Origin of the sequence: Pseudomonas asturiensis (assembly GCF_900143095.1) — a bacterium.
GTDB classification, from domain to species: domain Bacteria; phylum Pseudomonadota; class Gammaproteobacteria; order Pseudomonadales; family Pseudomonadaceae; genus Aquipseudomonas; species Aquipseudomonas asturiensis.
Genome location: NZ_FRDA01000002.1, coordinates 96,202 through 116,776, shown reverse-complemented (window position 1 = coordinate 116,776; position 20,575 = coordinate 96,202). Strand labels below are relative to the sequence as shown.

The 20,575-nt window shown below is 53.5% G+C and carries 19 protein-coding genes and 1 pseudogene; 18 read left to right on the top strand and 2 right to left on the bottom strand.

All coding sequences use genetic code 11. From position 1 onward, the window contains the following. Nucleotides 1-34 precede the first annotated feature (34 nt). From tnpA to BUB69_RS03615, 3 genes and pseudogenes are all read left to right on the top strand, one after another. Nucleotides 35-460 carry an IS66-like element accessory protein TnpA gene (tnpA, locus tag BUB69_RS03625; protein WP_084537042.1) on the top strand — a complete coding sequence of 142 codons (426 nt, stop codon included), beginning with the start codon at nt 35-37 and terminating at the stop codon, nt 458-460. Between the two features lie 113 nt (nt 461-573). Continuing rightward, nucleotides 574-738 (top strand): annotated as a pseudogene (locus tag BUB69_RS29080) (transposase domain-containing protein); the annotation flags it as partial. Nucleotides 739-771: 33 nt separating this feature from the next. Next, nucleotides 772-1,428, top strand: a complete 657-nt coding sequence (locus BUB69_RS03615; RefSeq protein ID WP_073162442.1) for a VOC family protein — start codon at nt 772-774, stop codon at nt 1,426-1,428. 242 nt (nt 1,429-1,670) lie between these two features. Here BUB69_RS03615 and BUB69_RS03610 read toward each other — a convergent pair whose 3' ends face one another. Further along, nucleotides 1,671-2,576 carry a LysR family transcriptional regulator gene (locus tag BUB69_RS03610; protein WP_073162439.1) on the bottom strand — a complete coding sequence of 302 codons (906 nt, stop codon included), beginning with the start codon at nt 2,574-2,576 and terminating at the stop codon, nt 1,671-1,673. A 95-nt stretch (nt 2,577-2,671) separates the two neighbouring features. On the opposite strand from BUB69_RS03610, the gene BUB69_RS03605 reads away from it, so the two are divergent. The 6 genes from BUB69_RS03605 to BUB69_RS03580 all read left to right on the top strand — a co-directional run bounded on the left by BUB69_RS03605 (nt 2,672) and on the right by BUB69_RS03580 (nt 9,574). Then, nucleotides 2,672-3,457, top strand: a complete 786-nt coding sequence (locus BUB69_RS03605) for an SDR family NAD(P)-dependent oxidoreductase (protein ID WP_073162437.1) — start codon at nt 2,672-2,674, stop codon at nt 3,455-3,457. 183 nt (nt 3,458-3,640) lie between these two features. After that, entirely contained in the window at nt 3,641-5,041 is a 1,401-nt protein-coding gene (locus BUB69_RS03600; RefSeq protein WP_073162434.1) for an aspartate aminotransferase family protein, read from the top strand. 70 nt (nt 5,042-5,111) lie between these two features. After that, nucleotides 5,112-6,479, top strand: coding sequence for a glutamine synthetase family protein (locus BUB69_RS03595; protein ID WP_084537041.1), 1,368 nt, complete (start codon nt 5,112-5,114; stop codon nt 6,477-6,479). Between the two features lie 430 nt (nt 6,480-6,909). Continuing rightward, nucleotides 6,910-8,022 carry an alcohol dehydrogenase catalytic domain-containing protein gene (locus BUB69_RS03590; RefSeq protein WP_175561646.1) on the top strand — a complete coding sequence of 371 codons (1,113 nt, stop codon included), beginning with the start codon at nt 6,910-6,912 and terminating at the stop codon, nt 8,020-8,022. A gap of 71 nt (nt 8,023-8,093) precedes the next feature. After that, the gene (locus BUB69_RS29075; RefSeq protein ID WP_245825255.1) at nt 8,094-8,609 is read left to right on the top strand and encodes a cupin domain-containing protein; all 516 of its coding nucleotides are present in this window, start codon (nt 8,094-8,096) and stop codon (nt 8,607-8,609) included. A gap of 158 nt (nt 8,610-8,767) precedes the next feature. Then, a complete protein-coding gene (locus BUB69_RS03580; RefSeq protein ID WP_245825254.1) occupies nt 8,768-9,574 on the top strand; it encodes a SphA family protein in 807 nt (268 codons plus the stop codon). A gap of 18 nt (nt 9,575-9,592) precedes the next feature. Here BUB69_RS03580 and BUB69_RS03575 read toward each other — a convergent pair whose 3' ends face one another. Next, nucleotides 9,593-10,270, bottom strand: coding sequence for a GntR family transcriptional regulator (locus BUB69_RS03575; RefSeq protein ID WP_073162427.1), 678 nt, complete (start codon nt 10,268-10,270; stop codon nt 9,593-9,595). A 450-nt stretch (nt 10,271-10,720) separates the two neighbouring features. Here BUB69_RS03575 and BUB69_RS03570 point away from each other — a divergent pair, with 450 nt between their 5' ends. From BUB69_RS03570 to BUB69_RS03530, 9 genes are all read left to right on the top strand, one after another. Continuing rightward, nucleotides 10,721-12,187 (top strand): 4-hydroxyphenylacetate 3-hydroxylase family protein, encoded by a 1,467-nt coding sequence (locus BUB69_RS03570; RefSeq protein ID WP_073162425.1) that lies wholly within the window; start codon nt 10,721-10,723, stop codon nt 12,185-12,187. Between the two features lie 85 nt (nt 12,188-12,272). After that, a complete protein-coding gene (locus tag BUB69_RS29460) occupies nt 12,273-12,773 on the top strand; it encodes a flavin reductase family protein (RefSeq protein WP_017138676.1) in 501 nt (166 codons plus the stop codon). 74 nt (nt 12,774-12,847) lie between these two features. Then, on the top strand, nt 12,848-14,122 hold the full coding sequence (locus tag BUB69_RS03560; RefSeq protein ID WP_084537040.1) for an OprD family porin: 1,275 nt from the start codon (nt 12,848-12,850) through the stop codon (nt 14,120-14,122). A 49-nt stretch (nt 14,123-14,171) separates the two neighbouring features. Further along, complete coding sequence (locus tag BUB69_RS03555) at nt 14,172-15,512, top strand: MFS transporter (RefSeq protein WP_073162420.1); 1,341 nt, start codon at nt 14,172-14,174, stop codon at nt 15,510-15,512. A gap of 186 nt (nt 15,513-15,698) precedes the next feature. After that, nucleotides 15,699-17,477 carry an acetolactate synthase catalytic subunit gene (locus BUB69_RS03550; RefSeq protein ID WP_073162418.1) on the top strand — a complete coding sequence of 593 codons (1,779 nt, stop codon included), beginning with the start codon at nt 15,699-15,701 and terminating at the stop codon, nt 17,475-17,477. After that, nucleotides 17,474-18,226 carry an SDR family oxidoreductase gene (locus BUB69_RS03545; RefSeq protein ID WP_073162415.1) on the top strand — a complete coding sequence of 251 codons (753 nt, stop codon included), beginning with the start codon at nt 17,474-17,476 and terminating at the stop codon, nt 18,224-18,226. Before BUB69_RS03550 ends, BUB69_RS03545 begins: the two co-directional genes overlap by 4 nt. Nucleotides 18,227-18,273: 47 nt before the next feature. Further along, nucleotides 18,274-19,173 carry a 4-hydroxy-tetrahydrodipicolinate synthase gene (dapA, locus tag BUB69_RS03540; RefSeq protein ID WP_073162413.1) on the top strand — a complete coding sequence of 300 codons (900 nt, stop codon included), beginning with the start codon at nt 18,274-18,276 and terminating at the stop codon, nt 19,171-19,173. Nucleotides 19,174-19,193: 20 nt separating this feature from the next. Next, nucleotides 19,194-19,511, top strand: a complete 318-nt coding sequence (locus BUB69_RS03535) for an NIPSNAP family protein (RefSeq protein WP_017138683.1) — start codon at nt 19,194-19,196, stop codon at nt 19,509-19,511. A 56-nt stretch (nt 19,512-19,567) separates the two neighbouring features. Then, nucleotides 19,568-20,533 (top strand): VOC family protein, encoded by a 966-nt coding sequence (locus tag BUB69_RS03530; RefSeq protein WP_073162410.1) that lies wholly within the window; start codon nt 19,568-19,570, stop codon nt 20,531-20,533. Nucleotides 20,534-20,575: the final 42 nt, after the last annotated feature.

Sequence of the window (20,575 nt, the reverse complement as noted above, 5' to 3'; positions counted from 1 at the left end):
CACCGAAGGTTGATCGTATGCGTTCGGCCAAGTCATCGTAAGCGTCCAGCGAAGTCACCTATCCGATCCCAGCGATAAGGGCGATGTTCTCCACCTAAAAATACATGGACACCATCACCTTTATTGTCAGGATTACCATGCGCCAAAAAATTCCTATCCCAAACCCTTTAAAGCTCAAGTCGTCCAAGAATGCCTGCAACCTGGCGTGTCTATGGCCAGCGTAGCCCTGCGGCACGGTATCAACGCCAATTTAGTTCGGAAGTGGATACCCGCATGTCGTGATCATCAGGCGTCGGCGTTGCCCGCTTTCGTTCCGATGAAACTAGCGCCCGCCATCCAGTTCGATCAGCAAATGCCCGCCAGTATCGAGATCCCTTTCGGGCAGCAAAAATTGAACGTGCACTGGCCATCTTCAAACCTTGAAGGAAGCGTTCGTTTTATCCGTGAGCTTGCCCATTGATCCGTATCGACGAAATCTGGCTTGCCACCGAGCCCATGGATATGCGCGCCGGTACCGAGACTGTGCTGGCTATGGTGATCGCAGTGTTCGGTGCGGCGAAGCCGCACTGTGCTTATCTGTTCGCCAATCTCCGCGCCAAACGTGCGGCGGCGATCATGAGTTTGATCCAGTCGGCGCGGCTCAACGGGCATGATCCGTATGCTTACTCGAAGGATGTTCTTACTCGCCTGCCGACGCAGCGGGTGAGTGAAGTTACTGACCTGTTGCCGAATAATTGAGCAATCAAATCACAGGATTGAAGGAAATTAACGATGGAAATAGATCATATTTTTATTTGTGTAAATGATGACGGTCGAGGCGCTGACGCACTGAAAGCCCTAGGGCTCGTTGAAGGGACGCCAAATGTACACCCAGGCCAAGGCACTGCGAATAGAAGGTTCTTCTTCCGAAATTCTTTCATCGAGCTTTTACATCTCACCGATGAATCAGAAGCTCAAAGCCAGTTAACAGCGCCAACCCGACTCTTTGACCGCCTCAAGTGCGCAGATGGAATCGCCGCGCCCTTTGGAGTTTGCTTCAGGCCATCCACCGTAGGGGAGAAGCCAATATTTCCAGTTTGGGAGTATCGACCTGTTTACCTGCCAACTGCCCTGAAAGTCGAAGTGGGATATGCGCCTATATCCGAACCGATGTGGTTTTTTCTTTCGTTTGCCAAGAGACCAGATGAGGCTCCAATTGAGCGAGCGCAGCCGTTTGAACATTCCAGCGGCTTTCGCGAAATTACATCTGTGCGAGTTACCACTCCCAACAGCCAAGCTTTTTCTACCCCTGCAAATTGCGCAAACCAGCTGAAAGGATTTGAAATTGTTCATGGTGATGAGCATCTGGTCGTATTGGAAATCGATCATGGCGCAAGTGGCCAGACACAAGATTTCCGTCCAGGATTGCCCATGGTTATGAACTGGTGATGTATTGACCTAACCATTCAGCCAACATCTCGTTCTCATCCCAATGTGGGGGCTCTGGCGTGTGCGTCGTCGAGGTTTGGATTCAGAAGGGGTGTTGGCCCGGCGCTTACTCATCGCAACGTGCCTCAACCGGACGCTTACAAGTCATCTACCCGATTCCAGCGATGTCGGCCAGAGCTCTGCAAATTGAAAATGCGATCCAGCGAATTGCTATCGACAAACGGGCCAAAGATTTTCACCTGTCAAACACGACGAGGCTCGCCCTCTGCAATTTCGCGTATCAGGCTCAGGTAACGAAGCGCGCCCAGTCCCAGGGGCCGGTTTTTTACCCAGATGATATCGACCCATAGCCGCATCTGACTCGGCATATAGTCAAACACCACCTCCGTCAATGCACCTGACGTGATGAGAGGGTGTACCAGCGATTTTGGAAGATATGCCCAACCCAATCCTTGCTGCACCAGGTCCAAAGTGGCCAGATAATTGTCGCTGTGCCAAATCCGGCGCGACAGCACAACACGTGGGTCAGAGTCTGCAGGTCCTCCGGTCGCGACGATGATCTGCCGAACATTGACCAGTTGCTCCTCACTCAAGGGGCTTTTTTTGCCGGCGGCCGCAGGGTGATCCGGAGCAGCAACCGCGATTAACAATTGGCTCCCCGCCTCAAGAAATGTCTCGCGCTCGTCAAGCCCTGGTCGTTCGAACCCAAGTGCCAATTGCACACGCCCTTCATGGAGCATGCGCATCGCTTCTGGATGGGATGCGGAGCGAATCTCGATTTCCAGCGTGGGAAACTCCCTGGCGATAGTGGACAGCGGACGATTCCAGATGCCTGTTTGCAACTCCGGCGCCATCGCAAGGACCAAGCGCTCTTCCAACCCCTGATGAAGCTGCAGCGCATGGGCGTCCAGAAGGTTCAGTTGGCTGGCGACCTGTCGTGCCTGGGGCTCGAGTGCCTTGGCGGCTGGCGTAGGAATGGCTTTGCGGGTTGATCGGTCAAACAGCAACAAATCCAGCTCGGCTTCAAGCTGCGACACCGCCATGTTGATGGCCGATGGCACCCGGCCTAATTTTCGCGCCGCCGCCGAAAAGGATCCGCTGTCGATGACCGAGAGGAAAATTTTAAGTGACTCACTGGTAAACGCCATAGGTGTTGTCAAATTTTCTGATGATGATCGTCTTTATGTATCAGGTTTATTCGCCTAGTTTCTACTCTCTTTCAAATTAAATACGTGGGCACACCATGTTGGATACGCAATTTAGAGGGCATGTTGCACTAGTCAGCGGTGCCGGAAGTGAAGCCGGGATCGGAATGGCCATCGCTCGCAGGCTAGGTGCATCCGGAGTGAAGTTGATCATCACTGCGAGCAGCGCTCGTATTCTGGATCGGGTGAAAGAGCTGCGCGCTGAAGGGTTCGACGTTGAAGGCCGACCCGCTGACCTCACTGATGAAAGTCAGGTGCGTGAATTCGGCCTATGGGCAGAGTCAGTCTGGGGGCGGGTCGATATTCTGGTGAATAACGCCGGTATGGCCATGCAAGGAAGCCCTGAGGTTTTCTCGGAATTGGCAACAATGGAACTGCATGAGTGGAATCTTTCACTGGCCAGAAATTTAACTACAGCTTTTCTTCTGACCCGCGCTGTTTTGCCTGGCATGAAGGCGAGAGGTTATGGGCGCATTGTCAATATCAGTTCCACCACGGGCACCCGGTGCAGCAATCCTGGTGAAGCCGCTTATAGCGCCGCCAAGGCCGCGATGGTGGGTATGAACATGGGGCTCGCACTTGAAGTCGCCAAACAGGGAATTACCGTAAACAGCGTGGCTCCGGGATGGATCACCACCGGCTCCACCACGCCGGCCGAAACAGAGGCGGGGCGTTTTACCCCGATTGGGCGAGCAGGCGGCCCCCGCGAAGTGGCGGCGGCGGTTGCATTTCTGGCGTCGCCTGACGCCAGTTACATCACCGGTGAAGTCCTGGTGGTGGATGGCGGGAATTGTCTGGTCGAGAACAAATCCCCTCACGCCTGACGTCAAGAACGGGGCTGTCACTGCGCGCCATAAAAGCGCGATGTTTTCGAAGAATGAGTAAGTTCGCCGAACCGTATTAATGCACCGTCATGCGCCGACAAGCATGAACGCGGTGTTGGACAGTTCCTCTCTGAGCGGCACGGGTTTTTAACTGATTTCTGTAATTAACATAGGGTGTTGATCATGTCGAAAAGTGGAATTAGTGAATCAGCGATTGCTGCTTTTACCGTCGCCGAGCGTGCCCGATTTATAGAAAACAACCCCACTTCAATGGGGCTGGCCAAACGCGCCAAGGCGAATCTGTTCAACGGTGTGCCCATGCACTGGATGAGCGATTGGTCCATGCCTTCGCCGCTCTTCGTCAAGCGTGCCAAAGGTGCACGCTTCACGGATGTTGACGATCATGAATACATAGACTTTTGCCTGGGCGACACCGGCACCATGTTTGGCCATTCACCTGATCCTGTTGCCCGCGCCATAGCCGAGCAGGCGGATAATGGCTTGACCACGATGCTGCCTGGCGAAGACGCGGTGGTCTGCGGCGAGTTGCTGGCTGAGCGATTCGGGCTGCCTTACTGGCAGGTGACCGCCACTGCGACGGACGCCAACCGTTATGTGTTGCGCTGGGCGCGCGCGATTACCAAACGCAACGTCTTGCTGGTGTTTGACGGCTGCTATCACGGTACCGTGGATGATGTGATGGTGCGCTACCGCGACGGTAAAACAGTACCCCGTGCAGGTCTTGTGGGCCAGGCCTATGACTTGAGCCAGTACAGTCGATCCATCCCCTTCAATGATGTTGCTGCACTGGAGGCTGCTCTGGCCCAGGGCGATGTATGCGCGCTGATGTGCGAGCCGGCAATGACGAACATAGGCATGGTCCTGCCTGATCCGGGGTTTATGCAAAAGTGTCGCGAACTAACGCGCCAGTACGGCAGTTTGTTGATCATCGATGAGACTCACACCATTTCCACGGGTATCGGCGGGTGCACGCGTCAATGGGATCTGGACCCCGACTTTTTCGTGGTGGGTAAACCCATCGCCGGTGGTGTGCCTTGCGCAGTATTTGGCGTGACCGAGCAAGTCGCGTCAGCAATGAGGAGTGTGCAGAAGACCATTAGCGAAGAGAGCGGCGGGCATGGCCACAGTGGTATGGGGACGACGCTGTCCGCCAACGCGCTGGCGATGCGGTGCATGCGGGCCAATCTCGAAGAAGTCATGACCGAGTCGGCTTACCAGCATATGTTGCACCTGGCATCAGGGCTGGCTGAGGGGTTTCGGTATTTGTTCAAGCAGCATCAACTGAACTGGTCGGTAACCGAGTTGGGTGCGCGCTGTGAATTTCAATTCTGTGCCACTGCGCCAAGAACAGGCGCGCAAGCCGAGGCGGCTTTTCATGACAGCCTCCAGATGGCGTTGCACCTGTACCTCATCAATCGCGGCATCCTTATTACGCCTTTTCACAACATGACCCTGTGCTGCCCACAGACCAGTTCATCGGATGTCGACAGGCTGATCGGAGAGTTGGATAACGCGTTAGCCACGCTGCTTGCCCTGCCTGGGGCTCGGGTCGCCAGATCATAACTGCACGTTTGAAAACTTCACTTCTTTCAAGTACTGCCGAGGCGCCTTAATGAGCGCTAAGAGGTTTGACATGCAATTTGCTGATAAAAAAGAGGCCGTAGATTATCTGGCCGCGCACCCTGAAGTGCTGAGCATCGAGTTGTTTCTTATTGATGCCAATGGTGTTCCACGGGGCAAACTGTTGCATCGCGATGAGCTACTGGCGATCTACGAAAATGGTCGGCCGCTGCCAAGTTCCATTCTCGCCCTGACTGTGCAGGGTGAGGACGTTGACGAGACTGGCCTGGTCTGGGATGTCGCTGACGCTGATTGCTGGACCTATCCCTTGCCGGGCAGCCTGACCCTGCAACCCTGGCGCACTCAACCTACCGGTCAAGTGCAAGTGAGCATGCACCCGACCCAAGGGCTTCCCGCCGCGCCCGTCGACCCGCGCCATGTACTGGTGAACACCATCGAGCGGCTCAAAGCCGATGGATTCCATCCGGTCATGGCCGTTGAGTTGGAGTTTTACCTGCTGGACCAGAAGCGCGATATCAATGGTCGCCCGCAGCCTGCGACGCAAACCAATGGCGTACGTCCGGTTGCTCCGCAGGTTTACGGCGTCTACGAACTGGAGCAGGTTCAACCGTTTCTTGATGACCTCTATGCTGCCTGCGCGCTGCAAGGGCTGCCGGTACGTACGGCGATCTCCGAGTATGCGCCGGGCCAGCTCGAGTTGACGCTGGAGCATCGTTTCGACGCACTCCAGGCCATTGATGAAGGCGTGCGTTACAAACGCCTGGTCAAAGGGGTGGCCAACAAACACGGGCTGCAAGCGTGCTTCATGGCCAAGCCATTCAGCGATCAGGCCGGTAGCGGTCTGCATCTGCACGTCAGCCTGGCCGACGAGCAGGGCAACAATCTGTATGCGAGCGAAGATCCACAGGGCACGCCGCTGTTGCGTCACTCCATCGGCGGGATGATGGCAACCCTGTTTGACTCGCTGGCGATATTTTGCCCCCATGCCAACTCATATCGCAGGTTCCAGACCGGCAGTTACGCGCCGCTGGCCAAAAGTTGGGGCGTCAACAACCGTACGGTGTCATTGCGCGTGCCCGGCGGCCCCGCGATAAGTCGGCACATCGAACACCGCATTTGCGGTGCGGATGCCAACCCCTATCTTGCCGCCGCGGCAGTACTTGCGAGCATCCACTACGGCATCACTCAGCAAAGCGATCCCGGTGCGGCGATTGTGGGCAATGGCTATGAACAGGCGACCGATTTTCTACCCACCGACTGGCTGACAGCGTTGCAGGCGCTGGAACGTTCGACCTGGGCACGCGAGGCGCTGGGCGCTGAATTCCTCAAGGTGTTCCTGGCGATCAAGTGGCGCGAGTTCCGTCAATTCAATGCTGAGGTCGGAGAGCAGGACTGGCGCTGGTACCTCACTCACGCATAAATGGTAGCCCGTCAACGCGTCTTAAAATGGATTGCTGGAGACTAGCTGACAACTAAGATCCCTACAGCACATCCTGCGCATTTGGCAGTGACTCATCATTATGAGCCGCAGGTCGTATGCCCGCGGCTCGGATCGAATCACGCATACGAACGGGGTGAGAAAAGTCTCAAATTGATCTTGCATGCTAGCATTCAAAGGTGCAGTATTTGGGCATAACAACAAATTGAAGATGCCCCTAATGAAAACGTATACCCACGTTCCATTGGCTTGTGCAGTAACCATCCCCAAGGCGCGAATGCGCCCCCCAGATCAACAGCCCTAGTGCTCTGGGCTTGTCTCCGAACGACTCTTATCAGTTCCGTACCAACCTACAGCTCCTTCTGTGGCTAGCAGGAGTACATGTGTGTGCTCACCTAATAAGGATAAAATCATGGGCAAAATGCAAGCAGCTCGACTTCACAATGTCGGCCCGACCTTTGTGATCGACGAAATCGACATTCCTGCCATTGGGCCAACGGACGTGTTGGTGCATGTTAGAGCCTGCAACGTTGTCCCTAACCTGCGTAACGTTATCGAGCGTTATCCTGAGTGGTTCCCCTACCTTCCCCTGCCTAAATTACCAGCCATCTATGGCTTAGATGCCTCCGGGGTAGTCAAGGCAGTAGGTAGCCAAGTGCACGCGGTTAAGCCGGGCGATCGTGTATACGTCAACCCAGGCCGAAGCTGCGGGTCTTGCCACGCGTGCCTGCGAGGTCAGCACCTCAACTGCACCGCATTCACCTTCCAAGGATATTTTGGCTTCGGTGCTGGCTCGCAACGAGTGTTTGAAGATTACCCTTATGGTGGCTTCTGCGAGTTCATGACGGCGCCTGTCAACGGGCTCGTGAAGCTCCCGGAATCCATCAGTTTTGAACAAGGCTGTCGTTTCGGTTATCTCGGCACTGCCTACTCTGCATTGCGCAAAGCGAATGTAGGTTCTGGGCAGACGGTCTTGATCAATGGCGCTTCGGGAACGTTGGGGGTTGGAGCTGTGATGCTCGCGCTCGCTATGGGAGCAACGAAAGTGCTCGGCATGGCCCGTAACCGCGAACTGCTCGAAAGAGTCCGTCAGTTGGATCCGTCTCGCGTGCACGTACTTTCTCTCGGAGAACGGCCGGTTGATGAATGGGTTCGCGAGCATACCCAAGGCCTGGGCGCCGACGTTTTCATCGATGCAGTCGGCCCCGGAGCTCCCCATCAAATCACCGTCGACGGGATCAAATCGCTCCGTAGGGGAGGGCGTATGGTCGACATTGGGGGCATGTCTGAAGACTTGCCCGTGCCAATGTTCCAGCTGATGTGCTACCAGATCAGCATCATCGGTTCGCTATGGTTCACGGTTGCAGAAGGTCAGGACATGGCGGAGATGGCGGCTGCCGGCACGCTCGATTTGACAAAATTTGATCAAGAGGTTTTCCCGCTATCTGAAGTGAATGACGCTTTGGACGCCTTGGAAAACCGTAAAGGTGGTTTCACGAACGTTGTTGTAACGCCAGGCCATTAATCGAACTGGCGCGGCATCGAGCTGCGCCAGTCTTATTTCAGAGGTGATCTATGACAATTAGGCGTTTAGTGGTGGGAACGGTCGATGGCCGTTCGGTTGTTCTGAATGATGGACCGGTACCACGTTCTCACGACTACGAACATGTACCTGGTTTTTCTACCGCCTTGGTTTGGGGTACGACAACATCAGAGCAACTCTCTAGTGGTAGAGATGAAACAATCTCGGTGAGCAGTTCGTTTGTTCCCGGGCCTGGGGAAACGAGACTTGAAATCGTCACCTTTCCTCCGGACTCGATTTTTGCTCATCCGGATTTCAGTCATCAGGCTGCTTTTGCCGAGCAACAAGAGCATCTGACAGGGATGGTGGATCATTTTGATCCCGATCGACCAGGAATGCACTCAACCCCGACAGTTGATTATGGCGTCGTGCTTGAAGGTACCATTTGGCTTGAGCTCGACGATGGCGTCACAGTAAAGCTAGAAAAGCATAACGTCATCATTCAACAAGGGAATATTCACGCCTGGAGAAACCAAGGTGATGTGCCTGCTACGTTAGCGTTTGTCTTGGTAGGTACCAATAAGCAATAAATACTCCTGTTTAGAAGTCCGAACAATCCACATCCAATAACAAAAAAGTGAGATTGACTATGAAAGCGTATGCATGTCTGTGCTTATCTGTGGCTGCTACTTGCGCAGCGAATTTGGCCATAGCAACGGAGCGGGGTGATACAACCTGGCCGTTGGGTGTGCAAACCGTTGTACCCGCTTTGATGCCGGGCCCAGGCGAAACCGAGTTCTATAGTTATACTGTTTATTATCATGCTGGCAATTACAAAGATAACTCCGGACGCTCCAGCGTTCCAGGGTTCAATTTGGAAAATTATATTCAGGCGATACGCCTCGTTCATACCTGGGATTATCAAACTGAATCAGGTGTTCGGTTCACAAGCGGAATTATTGGGACTGGGGGGCACGTAAATATAAAGGCCGGAGGAGCGTCTGATTCTAAAACGGGGATGCGGCAGACCTATATCAGTCCTTTGAACGTGCTTTACTCTCCGGCCCCTAATCTTCATCTGCTCGCCGGCGTCAGTGTCTTTAAACCCTTGGGAGGCTATGACAAGAATGATTTGGCCAACACTACGCCGAATTATACAACTTATATTTCAGAGTTTGCGCTGACCTGGTTCCCACATCCGGACTGGGAAGTTTCTCTGGCGCCCACTTATTCATTCAATGAGCGAAACAAGGATACAGACTACCGCTCCGGCAACGTGTTCAATGTCGACTACTTATTGGGGTATCGCTTTCCCTCTATGCCAAAACTTCAGTTTGGTCTGGCTGGGTACTACACCACGCAGATGTCGGATGACAATGTCAGCGGCGACAACTTACCTGGGGGCAATCGGCTGAGAAAGGTGGGTGTGGGCCCTCAGCTGTTTTACTCATTCAACCAGAACACCGGTGTGGTGCTCAAATGGCTTCATGAAACAAATGTGAAAAATGGTCCCCAGGGTGACTCAGTCTGGCTGGAAGCTGCGTTTCCACTATAGGCATGAGGCTGCTACGGCTCACACCGTGGCAGCCATCTCCTCGCTGTGCAGGCGTTGCATTGCCTCGATAACATGCCTTGATACGCTCTCAATGTGCGCCATCGCCGCCGTTTTACAGTGTTTGTGGTTGCGAGTGCTCAATGCTGCAATTATCTCATCATGCTCGCCTGTCACGTCATGGAGGTGCGCCTGAAAGCCACAACTTTGAACAATGAAAAAGTCTGACAACTCGAAATTGGCCATCTGCCGTGTCGACACGATAGGTGAGCGTGCCATCGCATGGAGAAGCCGGTGGAAATCAACGTTCAGGTTTCTATAGCTCTCCGAGGCATCACTGTGGGCTGGGTTGATCCGTGCGATCTGTTCATTTAACTCTTGAAGCCTTGCGACCTCCATAGGCGTTCCGCGCTCTGCTGCAAGGCTTGCGATCAGGCCTTCGGTATTGGCGAACATTCGATAGAAATCAGCAACCTCGTCCGGGCTTGGTTGCACCACCTGGCAGCCAACCTGCGCAATGATTTGAACAAATCCCCGCTCTTGCAGGCTGTTCAATGCCGTCATTATGGGCTGCCGACTGACTCCCGTCGATTCACCAATTTCCTTCACGAAAATTTTTTCACCAAAGCGATAACGGCGGGTGAGCAAGCGCTGCAAAATTTCTTGATAGATCGCGACTTTTTTGTTTGGCGTGTGCATAGGTCTTCGGTAGGTGAGGTGCAATCGAGGGGGGAATGCTCATTCGTCCACTTTAGTGCGCAAAGTCTTGATCTACAAGGGACGCAGATCCATGACGGCTTTCGTGGCGAGCAACGGTCGAGTAACTGAGCGTAAATCGGTTGACAACATCAGCTTGCATGCTAGCATGCCAAATAAGAAATATAAAAGCAGATGAACTGCCACGCGGAGTATTCAGGTATGAGAAATGCCTTGCGACTGCCCCATATAGCTGCCCTAGCTACGGCTCAATCGCCGCCCACCTTTGAGCACGAAGCTTACGTAAACGTGCTTATCCAAATCCCACTTCCTTCAAGGCAGTCCCGAACGTCAAGTTAATTGCGCGCCAATGTCTCTAAATAACGTGTATGCACAAAGGCCCGCCTTTTTTTGCAGAGTTTCGTTCGACTTAATAAGAATAAGGAAAGTCCAATGGGTATTCGTTCAGGTAAAGAGTTTATAGCTGGCCTTAAAGAGAATCGTCGCGACGTGTGGGTGAATGGGGTTCAAGTAAGTGATGTTACGACCCACCCTGCATTCCGCGGCGCAGTCAAGCAATTAGCCGAGCTTTACGACACGCAGCATGATCCCGAGCTTCAAGATAAGGTGACTTATGTTGTCCCCTCCACCGGACAACGTGCGGGGATGGCGTTTCATCCTGCGCAAAACGTCGAGGATCTGACTAAGCGTCGTGAAGCATACAAAGTGTGGGCTGAAACCAATTTTGGGCTAATGGGCCGCTCTCCTGATTTTATGAACGTTACTCTCTTGGCGTTCTGGGAGGCACGCGATACTTTCGCCGAGGGTGGGCAGCAGTACGCTGACAACGTCGAGCGTTACTACGAATATATCCGTGACAATGATCTGTTCTTAAGTCATGCACTGATTACGCCGCAAAATGATCGTTCTAAGCAGTCTTCGCAAATGGGCAACATGCACCTTCGGGTTGTACGCGAAAGTGCTGAAGGCATCTACGTAAGCGGAGCCCGGATGATTGCCACGCTGGGGCCGGTGTCAGACGAAATGGTTATGTACAACCTGCCATCCTTCAAAGCAGGTGACGAAGATCATGCGTTGGTATTTGCGGTGCCGACCCACATTGAGGGCCTTCGACAAATCTGTCGCGACCCTTACTATGTTGAAGGGCGCACGAGCTTCGATCACCCGCTTTCAACGCGCTTTGAAGAAAACGATTCTCTGCTGGTATTCAACAATGTGTTTGTGCCTTGGGGGCGTGTTTTCTGCTACCGAAATGTTGAGCTCTCTAACCGTCTCTACGCCACTACCGGCGTGCGTAATCACACGGCACATCAAACCAATACCCGTGCATTGGTTAAGATGCAGTTTTCCGTCGGGCTTGCGATGGCCGTAGCGCGCTCCATCAAAGCTGACCAATTCCTTCACGTTCAACAAATGTTGGGCGAATGCCTTGGTTATATTGAGCAGGTCAAGAGTGCGTTGGTGCGTGCAGAGGTTGAGGCCCAGCGGACGTCTCGTGGAACACTCCAGCCTAATCTCGCACCACTACAGGCCATTCGAACCATGCTGCCTACTGCCTATCCGCGGGTGATTGAGGTGCTGCAAACGATCGGTGCAGGTGGCTTCATGCTGATGCCGAGCGCTGCGGACTTCCAGGCGCCGGAAATTGCAGATGATCTGCATGCTTACTACCAAGGCGCTGATGGCATGCCGTCCCTGGAGCGCGTGAAGCTATTTAAGTTGGCCTGGGATCTCGCAGGGGAGGCGTTCGGTCAGAGGCTTGTGCAGTACGAGCGTTATTACGCTGGCGACCCTGTACGAAACCTTGCCATGAACTACCTGAGCTCCAAGGATCCGAATCCTATTCGCCTGGTGAACCAAGCGTTGCAGTTGGCGGGCAATCCAGAATCGGCCTCGTGACTGTGATGACACTGTAAGCGGGCGCAAAAGTGTCCGCAGCTAGCTACTTACTTAAAATCCAAGACTTTATTATACGAGGTCGGATATGACGCAGCTCAATATCGGAGTGGCGCCTGGAGTTAGTACAACTGAATTCCGAGGCGCTGTGGGTCAATTTGTCACGGGAATAACTGTAGTTTCGGTTCTTGATGAGCAGGGGCGACCATATGGAATGACCGCTAGTTCTTTTTGCTCTCTTTCTCTTAATCCTCCACTGATTCAATGGAGCATTACGACCGAGTCCTTTTCATTCCAGAAGTTTCAGAGGTCGAAGTATTTCGCGATAAATATTCTCGCCTCTGATCAAGAGGATGTTTCGAGAAATTTCTGCAAGCCAATAGATCGTTTTGCGACGGTCTCATCCACATCTGGCCTACACGGTTTACCGCTCATAGACAACTGTCTGGCGTGGCTGGAGTGCGAGGTAGAAGAAATGGTCGTCGGCGGGGATCACACAATTTTCATTGGTCGGGTTCTCAGAAGTCGTGTCTTCGACAAAGGCCCTTTACTGCATTGGAGGGGGAAGCACATTCCATTGGAGGCGTAGCCTTACGGTTGAAATCAGTATGGGTGCCAAAATTCTGAAACGATGAATAATATAAAAACAAGATAGGGCGTCAGATGAACAATTATAAAAACGTTCTTGGGTGGACATCGTTACCCATCGCATTTTCGATTTGCGGCATTGCCAGCGCACAGGGATTTTTTGAAGATAGCAAAGCCACAGTTACGCTGCGTAACTACTATTTTGATCGAGATTACAAAGGAACAACCCCACAGAGTGCCGCTCGGGAATGGGCGCAGGGGGGGATAATGAGATTTACCTCTGGGTTCACGCCTGGCGTCGTTGGCTTCGGGCTTGATGCAGTTGGAATGATGGGCATCAAACTGGACTCGTCGCCTGATCGTTCTGGTACCGGGCTTTTACCTCGAGATGCGGTCACCCGCAGAGCGCCTGACGAATATTCAGAGTTAGGCCTTACCGCTAAAGCAAAGGTGTCGAAGACCGAGCTGCAGGTAGGCTCAATCTCAACGTTTCTCCCCATTGCTTTCGCCAGCCCAACAAGGCTTCTTCCTCAGACATTCCGAGGGGCCTACATCCGATCCACCGACATTGATAAATTTAGTCTGCATGCAGGGTATCTGGATCGCATCAACTATCGGGACTCAACTGACTACCAGAAAATGTCAGTGGCTTCACCGAACCGCCGCTTCATACCCACCGCAGAGTCAGACAAGTTCATTTTCATGGGGGGGGACTACCAAATCACCCCTGCGCTGAACTTGAAGTATTTCTATGCCGACCTGGAGGATATCTACCAGAAAAACTACCTCGGGTTTGAGCATTTTTGGCAAGTCGGCGGGGGCAAGTTGAAAACGGATTTTCGGTTTTACCAGACTGATGAAAGCGGCCAGGGGCGCGCAGGTAAGGTCGATAATACGAATACCGGGATCATGTTCACGTATACCTACGGTGCGCAAAGCTTCGGTGCTGGATACATGCAACTTAATGGTGATACCGCGATGCCCTATCTGGCGGGTACTGAGCCGCTGGTTGTAAGTGAGGGGTTTCTTAGTTCTGAGTTCCTCAACCCCAAAGAACGCTCTTGGCAGGCGCTTTACAGCTATGACTTCGCCTCATTCGGCATGCCGGGTCTCAAAGCAACCACTCGATACATCAAGGGCTCCAATATCGAGCTGCCCACTCTCGGTGGTCAAGGTCTTACTGAAAGTGAGCGATACCTTGAACTCAGCTACGCGTTTCAAGGCAGCCTAAAGGGCGTAAGTGTGCGTGCAAGGCACTCTCTATACCGAAATGACTTCTCTAGCGCCGCCAGCGTGCGCGATGACAATGAAACGCGAATCAATATCGATTACACGATGAGCCTTTGGTAGCAGCGCGACCTGTACCAGCCCAATTTAAAAATAATAAGTGGAGAAGGTTATGACCGTGTCAACTGAGCTGCAGCTTGAAATAGCGATCAAGCGCAAAACCGCTTACCGCAAAATTTGGTGGCGCATAATACCTTTCTTGTTTATCTGCTACGGCGTGGCCTTCATTGATCGAATCAATCTAGGCTTCACCAAGCTGCAGATGAGTGAGGAGCTTGGCATCAATGCTACGTGGTTCGGGATTGCAGCCGGTGCTTTCTTCATTACCTATGCATTGTGTGAAATGCCGAGTAATGCACTGTTAGCTCGATGGGGCGCCAGACGGACTTTTTTGCGCATCATGTTCTTGTGGGGGCTAGCGACGGTCGCCACTGCATTTGTTACCAGCGTTTCTCACCTCATCACCCTGCGTCTGCTGCTGGGAGCTTTTGAGGCGGGCTTTCTACCCGGCATCATTCTCTATCTGACGTTCTGGTTTCCTTCATCTATGAGGGCTCGTGTCACGGCAGTTATTTTTGTTGCCAACGCAGTAGCTGGCTCTATTGCGTCTCCATTAAGCGGTTGGATCATCACTTATATGGACGGGGTGGGAGGGCTATCAGGATGGAAATGGGTGTTCGTCGTCGAAGGTGCGCCGGCTTGCTTGCTGGGTATCCTATGTTTTTTCGTACTGCGTGATCGCCCCGACGACGCGACCTGGTTGACGGATGATGAAAAACGACTGGTGAAGGAAGACCTGGCAAAGGACGAAATCCCTGAGGAGCAGCACTCCAAGGGCGTTATGAGGAACATTCTTTGTAACCCCGTTAACTATTTAGTGGCTTACCTGTTCTTTACCGCGGCATGCAGCAACTACCTGTTGTTTTTTTGGCTTCCCACGATCGTTAAGGACTCTGGTGTGAACTCCCTTGTGGATGTCGGTTTCCTGTCTGCGATTCCCCTGCTTTTCGGATTTGTGGGGGCTATCGCACTAAGCTGGAGCTCAGACGTGTTACGTGAGCGACGGTGGCATCTCGTGTTTTGCTTTGGTTTGATCAGCTTTGGTTTAGTGGCAGGAACCATCGCTCAAACGCTTCCCTGGATGCTGTTCTTCTTCACCGTGGCGAGTTTCGGCACGGGGGCGAGCGGGCCTTTGATTTGGTCACTACCGCCTGGATATCTGGATCGTAAATCGGCCCCATTGGGGATCGCATTCATCAGCACGCTGGGTAACGTCGCAGGCTTCGTTAGTCCTCCGGTTCTGGGCTACATCAAGACGGTAACCGGGAGCTTGAACCTTGGAATTATCGGCATCGCGATGTTGGGGCTGACCGGCGCGGTGCTCACGCTATTTGCACTGTCCCCGGCAGTGGTAACGGTCAAGAAATCTATCGACTCGCCTTCTGCTGTTTGATAGTCACACCGGGAGTATATATCTAACAATTCGATGGTTTTGGCGGCGATGTATTCAGTTATTAGCACGTACCAAGCATTGACTCGCTAACCGTATAAGCTTAGCTTGCATGCTAGCATTCCAATAAAAAGGTTCGTCTACGCGGACCGCACAAATGCCTTAGGGCAATGCACTCAGGAGGTCGAAGTGAAACAATCCCAAGAAGCGGATAAGTCTCAAGCTGCCGCAACAGAATCCAACACCACTGCCGCTCACGTCCTTGCCGCTGCACTGCGCCGTCACGATGTCACTCATGTGTTCGGTCAAGCCATTCCTGCCGCTTTCTTCGTTATTGCTCATGAATATGGTATCCGTCAGGTTGGCTACCGTACCGAAAACGCAGGCGGTGCAATGGCTGATGCCTATGCTCGTGTGAGTGGCAAAGTGGGTGTAGTGGCTGCACAAAATGGTCCGGCAGCGACCCTCTTGGTCGCGCCATTGGCGGAAGCATTGAAGGCATCAGTTCCAATGGTGGCGATCGTTCAAGACGTGCCTATGGGCATGACTGACCGCAACGCGTTTCAAGAGTTTGACCACCTCACCCTTTTTCAGTCTTGTGCAAAATGGGTTAGACGTCTGACAGAGGTCAGCCGACTGGACGATTACATTGACCAAGCCTTCACTGCTGCATCCAGCGGCCGACCAGGACCTGCTGTGCTTATTTTGCCAATGGATTTGCTGCGCAAGCCTGCTACATCCAGTCCGGCGCGCACCTCCAATCTTGGGCATTTCCCACTGGATCGCTTCGCTCCATCGCCGGAGGCTGTGCAGCACGTTGCAAAGCTGATCGCAGGCGCCAAGCGACCGATTATCGTAGCCGGTGGCGGTGTGCATCTCTCTGGAGCTACGGCTAGCATCAATCGCTTGAGCGAGCTGTGCGGTATCCCCGTTGCTACAACCAATATGGGTAAGGGGACAGCCGACGAAACCGGCCCGCTGTCTCTGGGCGTCTTTGGCAACTGCATGGGGCCTGGCACACCAGGTCATGAGCTCGGCCACCATCTGGCTGACGCCGATCTGGTTCTGCTGGTAGGTACTCGTACCAATCAGAATGGGACGGATACTTGGAAAATTGTTCCAAACGGCGCGACGATCGTCCATATCGATATCGACCCGATGGAAATCGGGCGCAACTATGATTCCGTGCGCTTACTGGGCGACGCGCGACTCACCGTTGATTCGCTCATCCAGGCATTGGCCTCGCATGACTTTAGTCATGGCGCTGAACGGACTGCAGCGGTCAAAGCGGAAATTGAAGCTGCTCGACCGCGTGTGCGAGAAGCACGTGTTGCAATAGGTAGTGGTCGCAGTGGGGCGCTTCGACCGGAGGCGCTGATGGCCGAACTGGACAAGATTCTGCGCCCAGATGACATCGTGGTGGCAGATGCGAGTTACTCCACCAACTGGGTCACTAGCTTCCTCACGTCCCGCCGTGCGGGATCTCGCTTTCTGACTCCACGAGGGCTCGCAGGTTTGGGCTGGGGTTATCCAATGGCGCTGGGTGCCAAGGTGGCACATCCCAATGCACGAGTGATCGCCCTTGAGGGCGATGGTGGGTTCGGTCACTGCTGGTCGGAGCTTGAAACAGCGCGGCGCATGAATATTCCTGTGGTTCTCATTGTTTTGAATAACAGCATTCTGGGCTATGAGCTTCATGCCGAGCATGTGCATTACGGTGTGCACAGTACTGCCTGCAGATTCCAGGCGGTAGACCATGCGGGTATTGCTCGGGCTGTTGGCTGCTGGGCCGAAACTGTAAGTGATCCTGCCGAAATGGCGGGTGCATTGGAGCGAGCACTCGCCGCCGGTGTTCCTGCTTTGCTGGACGTCATGATTGATCCCCACGCGTTCCCGCCGCTCTCGCTTTTCTGCGGTGACGTGAATCCAGGAAGCGATGAGTTCCTGGAAGTCGGGGGTGTGTCATGAGCAGCACGAATCGAACTGTTTGCTGGGTAACGGGGGCGTCGAGCGGAATCGGTCTTGCAATAGCGGAAGCACTTGTACAAGACGGGCATTTTGTTGTGATTTCTGCCAGGGGTGAAGCTGCGCTTGCGCAAGCGCTAGAACGCTTGCACACCCTAAGTCCGAACGCTGCTGCTGTAAGCGTTGATGTGACATCTTTCGATGCGGTTCGTAGTGCTGTAGCCCAAATCGAATCTGACTACGGGCCGGTAAGTATCCTAGTGGCGAATGCTGGGATGAACGTGGCGGCTCGCGCATGGGGAGAGCTCTCTAGTTCAGATTTCGATCAGGTCACGCAGATCAATTTGAACGGCGTCTACTACACGATCGACGCGGTGCTCCCATCGATGCGAGCGCTTAAGAGCGGGTTGGTAATCAACATCGCCTCGTGGGCCGGTCGGTTTGTATCGGCTAAGCCAGGGCCGTCCTATAGCGCGGCCAAGGCCGCGGTGATCGCATTGACTACAAGCCTCAATGCTTCTGAATACCAACACGGTATCCGAGCCTGTGCGCTGTCTCCTGCGGAGGTCGCAACACCTGCCATGTCGCGCCGCAAAGTGCCACCCACCGAGGCCGCTTTGTCGAAGATGCTCAAACCTGAGGATATCGCCGCTGCCGTTAGGTTTGTCGCCAATATGCCGCGCCATGTCTGTGTTAACGAGTTGGTGATTTCACCCGTTTGGAACGGGGCATATGGCGCCCCGCAGCTCTAAGTGAACTTGATGGATTGTGTTGCCAGTCGCTTCTGAAGAGGTATGTGATGGTTAGCCCAGTTGGCAGTATCGTCGCTGTTGTGACACCCATGCTCGAGGACGGAGGCGTCGACTATGACTCCCTCGCGCGGCTTATTGAATGGCATATTGCCGAGGGAACACATGGCCTTTGCGTCGTGGGCACTACTGGCGAGTCCGCCATGCTTTCCGTCGAGGAGCACATTGACGTATGTGCCTTCGCGGTTCGCCAGGTGGCTAGTCGCGTACCTGTTATCGCAGGGGCAGGCGCGAACTCAACTAGCGAAGCTATTGAGTTGACGGCGCTCGCTAAGAAAATTGGTGCGGACGCTGCGCTACATGTAGCTCCTTACTACGTTCGTCCTACGCAGGAAGGCATGTTTCAACATTTTCGAGCCGTCGCTCAGGCGGTAGACCTTCCTATCGTGCTCTACAACGTCCCTGCGCGAACCGGGGTAGATATTGGGCTTGAGCTAACCCTGAAGCTTGCATGTGAGCCAAGCATTATTGGTATCAAGGATGCTACCGGCAGTATCGAGAGGGCTTCTGAAATTCTTCGCTATAGACCTAGCGGCTTTAGCTTGTATTCAGGTGATGACCCTACAGCTGCGGCGCTAATGCTGCTTGGAGGGGAGGGGACGATAAGCGTTACTGCGAACGTTGCCCCCCGTCTAATGGCTCAGCTCTGTGAGCGCGCATTGGCAGGAGAGGCTAAAGCAGCGTCGGCGCTGAACTTGCAACTGATGCCTCTTCACCAAGCACTGTTTATTGAGAGCAGTCCATCGCCGACGAAATGGGCTTTGGGGGAGCTAGGGCTAATCAAGCCCCACTGCCGACTACCGCTGGTTCCTCTTTCTGAAAAGGCAAGGCCGGTTCTCGCATCTGCGATGCGAGATGCCGGGATCGTGAAAGTTAATCACATCACCTAATTACAATAAGGATCTAACCAATGATCGTAGAAATGCGGACCTACACGCTTCTGCCTGGAAAACTTCGTGAATGGTTGCCGTTTTTTGAGAAAGAGCGCTTCCCGATTCAGAAAAAACATCTAGGTAATCTGGTTGGTTACTACACGACTGACACGGGTGAACTCAATCAAATCGTTCAGCTCTGGGCGTACGAAAATTACGCTGATCGTGAAGCCCGTCGTAAGGCGCTCTGGTCTGATCCAGAGTGGACGGATCCATCCAAATCGACCATTAGCGTGATGCAGAAGCAAGAAAGCAAAATCCTGCTACCCACTGCATTTTCCCCATCTCATTTCTAAACGAGGCGACTCGCTATAGCGGTAAATGCAACAGCGACGACAGAGGAAATGCAGAAATGATGCTTAAAGCTCTGGGTTATTTGGGAGTCGATACTACCGACTCCTCTGGTTGGAAGGATTACGGCTCTCGCTTTCTTGGGCTTCAGCTTACCGAAACGGTGAGTGATGGTATGTCCTTCAGGATGGATGACCGTAAACAACGTTTGACAGTCAACGAAGCGAACCGCAACGGCCTTGGCTTCATGGGATGGGAGGTTGCCGACGCTGCGGCTCTGGACCAATTCGCAATGCGTTTGAAGCAGGCACAGATACGCGTCAATCGCGGGTCGCGCTCCCTTTGTGAGCAAAGGCAGGTTCGGGACTTGATTGTTTTTTCAGATCCCATTGGCAATCGCATTGAGGTCTATCACGGATTGGCTGAGGCAGGAACGCCCTTCATTCCAGGACGTACGATGCAAGGTTTCCGGACTGGGGACATGGGCATTGGCCATGTGGTACTCACCGTACCAAGCGCCAAGGATATCTTGCCGTTTTACCGTGACCTTTTGGGTTTTCATCTGAGTGACTATTTCGAGCGACCGTTCAAGGCGATCTTTCTGCATCTAAACCAACGTCACCATAGTCTGGCAATTCTGGAAACGGGCAAGGTTGGTATCCACCACCTCATGTTTGAGACCTTAAGTCTTGATGACGTCGGACAAGCTTATGACTTGGCGTTGGTGGATGAAGGGCGAATTGCAACGACCTTGGGGAGACATACGAACGATCAGGTGGTTTCGTTCTATGCAAAGAGCCCATCCGGATTTCTGGTGGAGTGCGGTTGGGGCGGGCTGGTTATCGATCCCGAAACCTGGGAGCCCTATGAGGTTGTCCATGGGCCCAGTTTCTGGGGTCATGATCGTAACTGGCTGCCTCCAGAAGGCCAGGAGGAGGCTAGACGTATCAGGATGGCCGCCGCTCAAGATGGCGCCCGTGCCAACGTAAACGTAATTGAAGGGTTGTACAACGCGACGCGAAAGTGATCCGTGTCAGCGTGCAGCATGAGTAGAAAATAACTCCGCTAC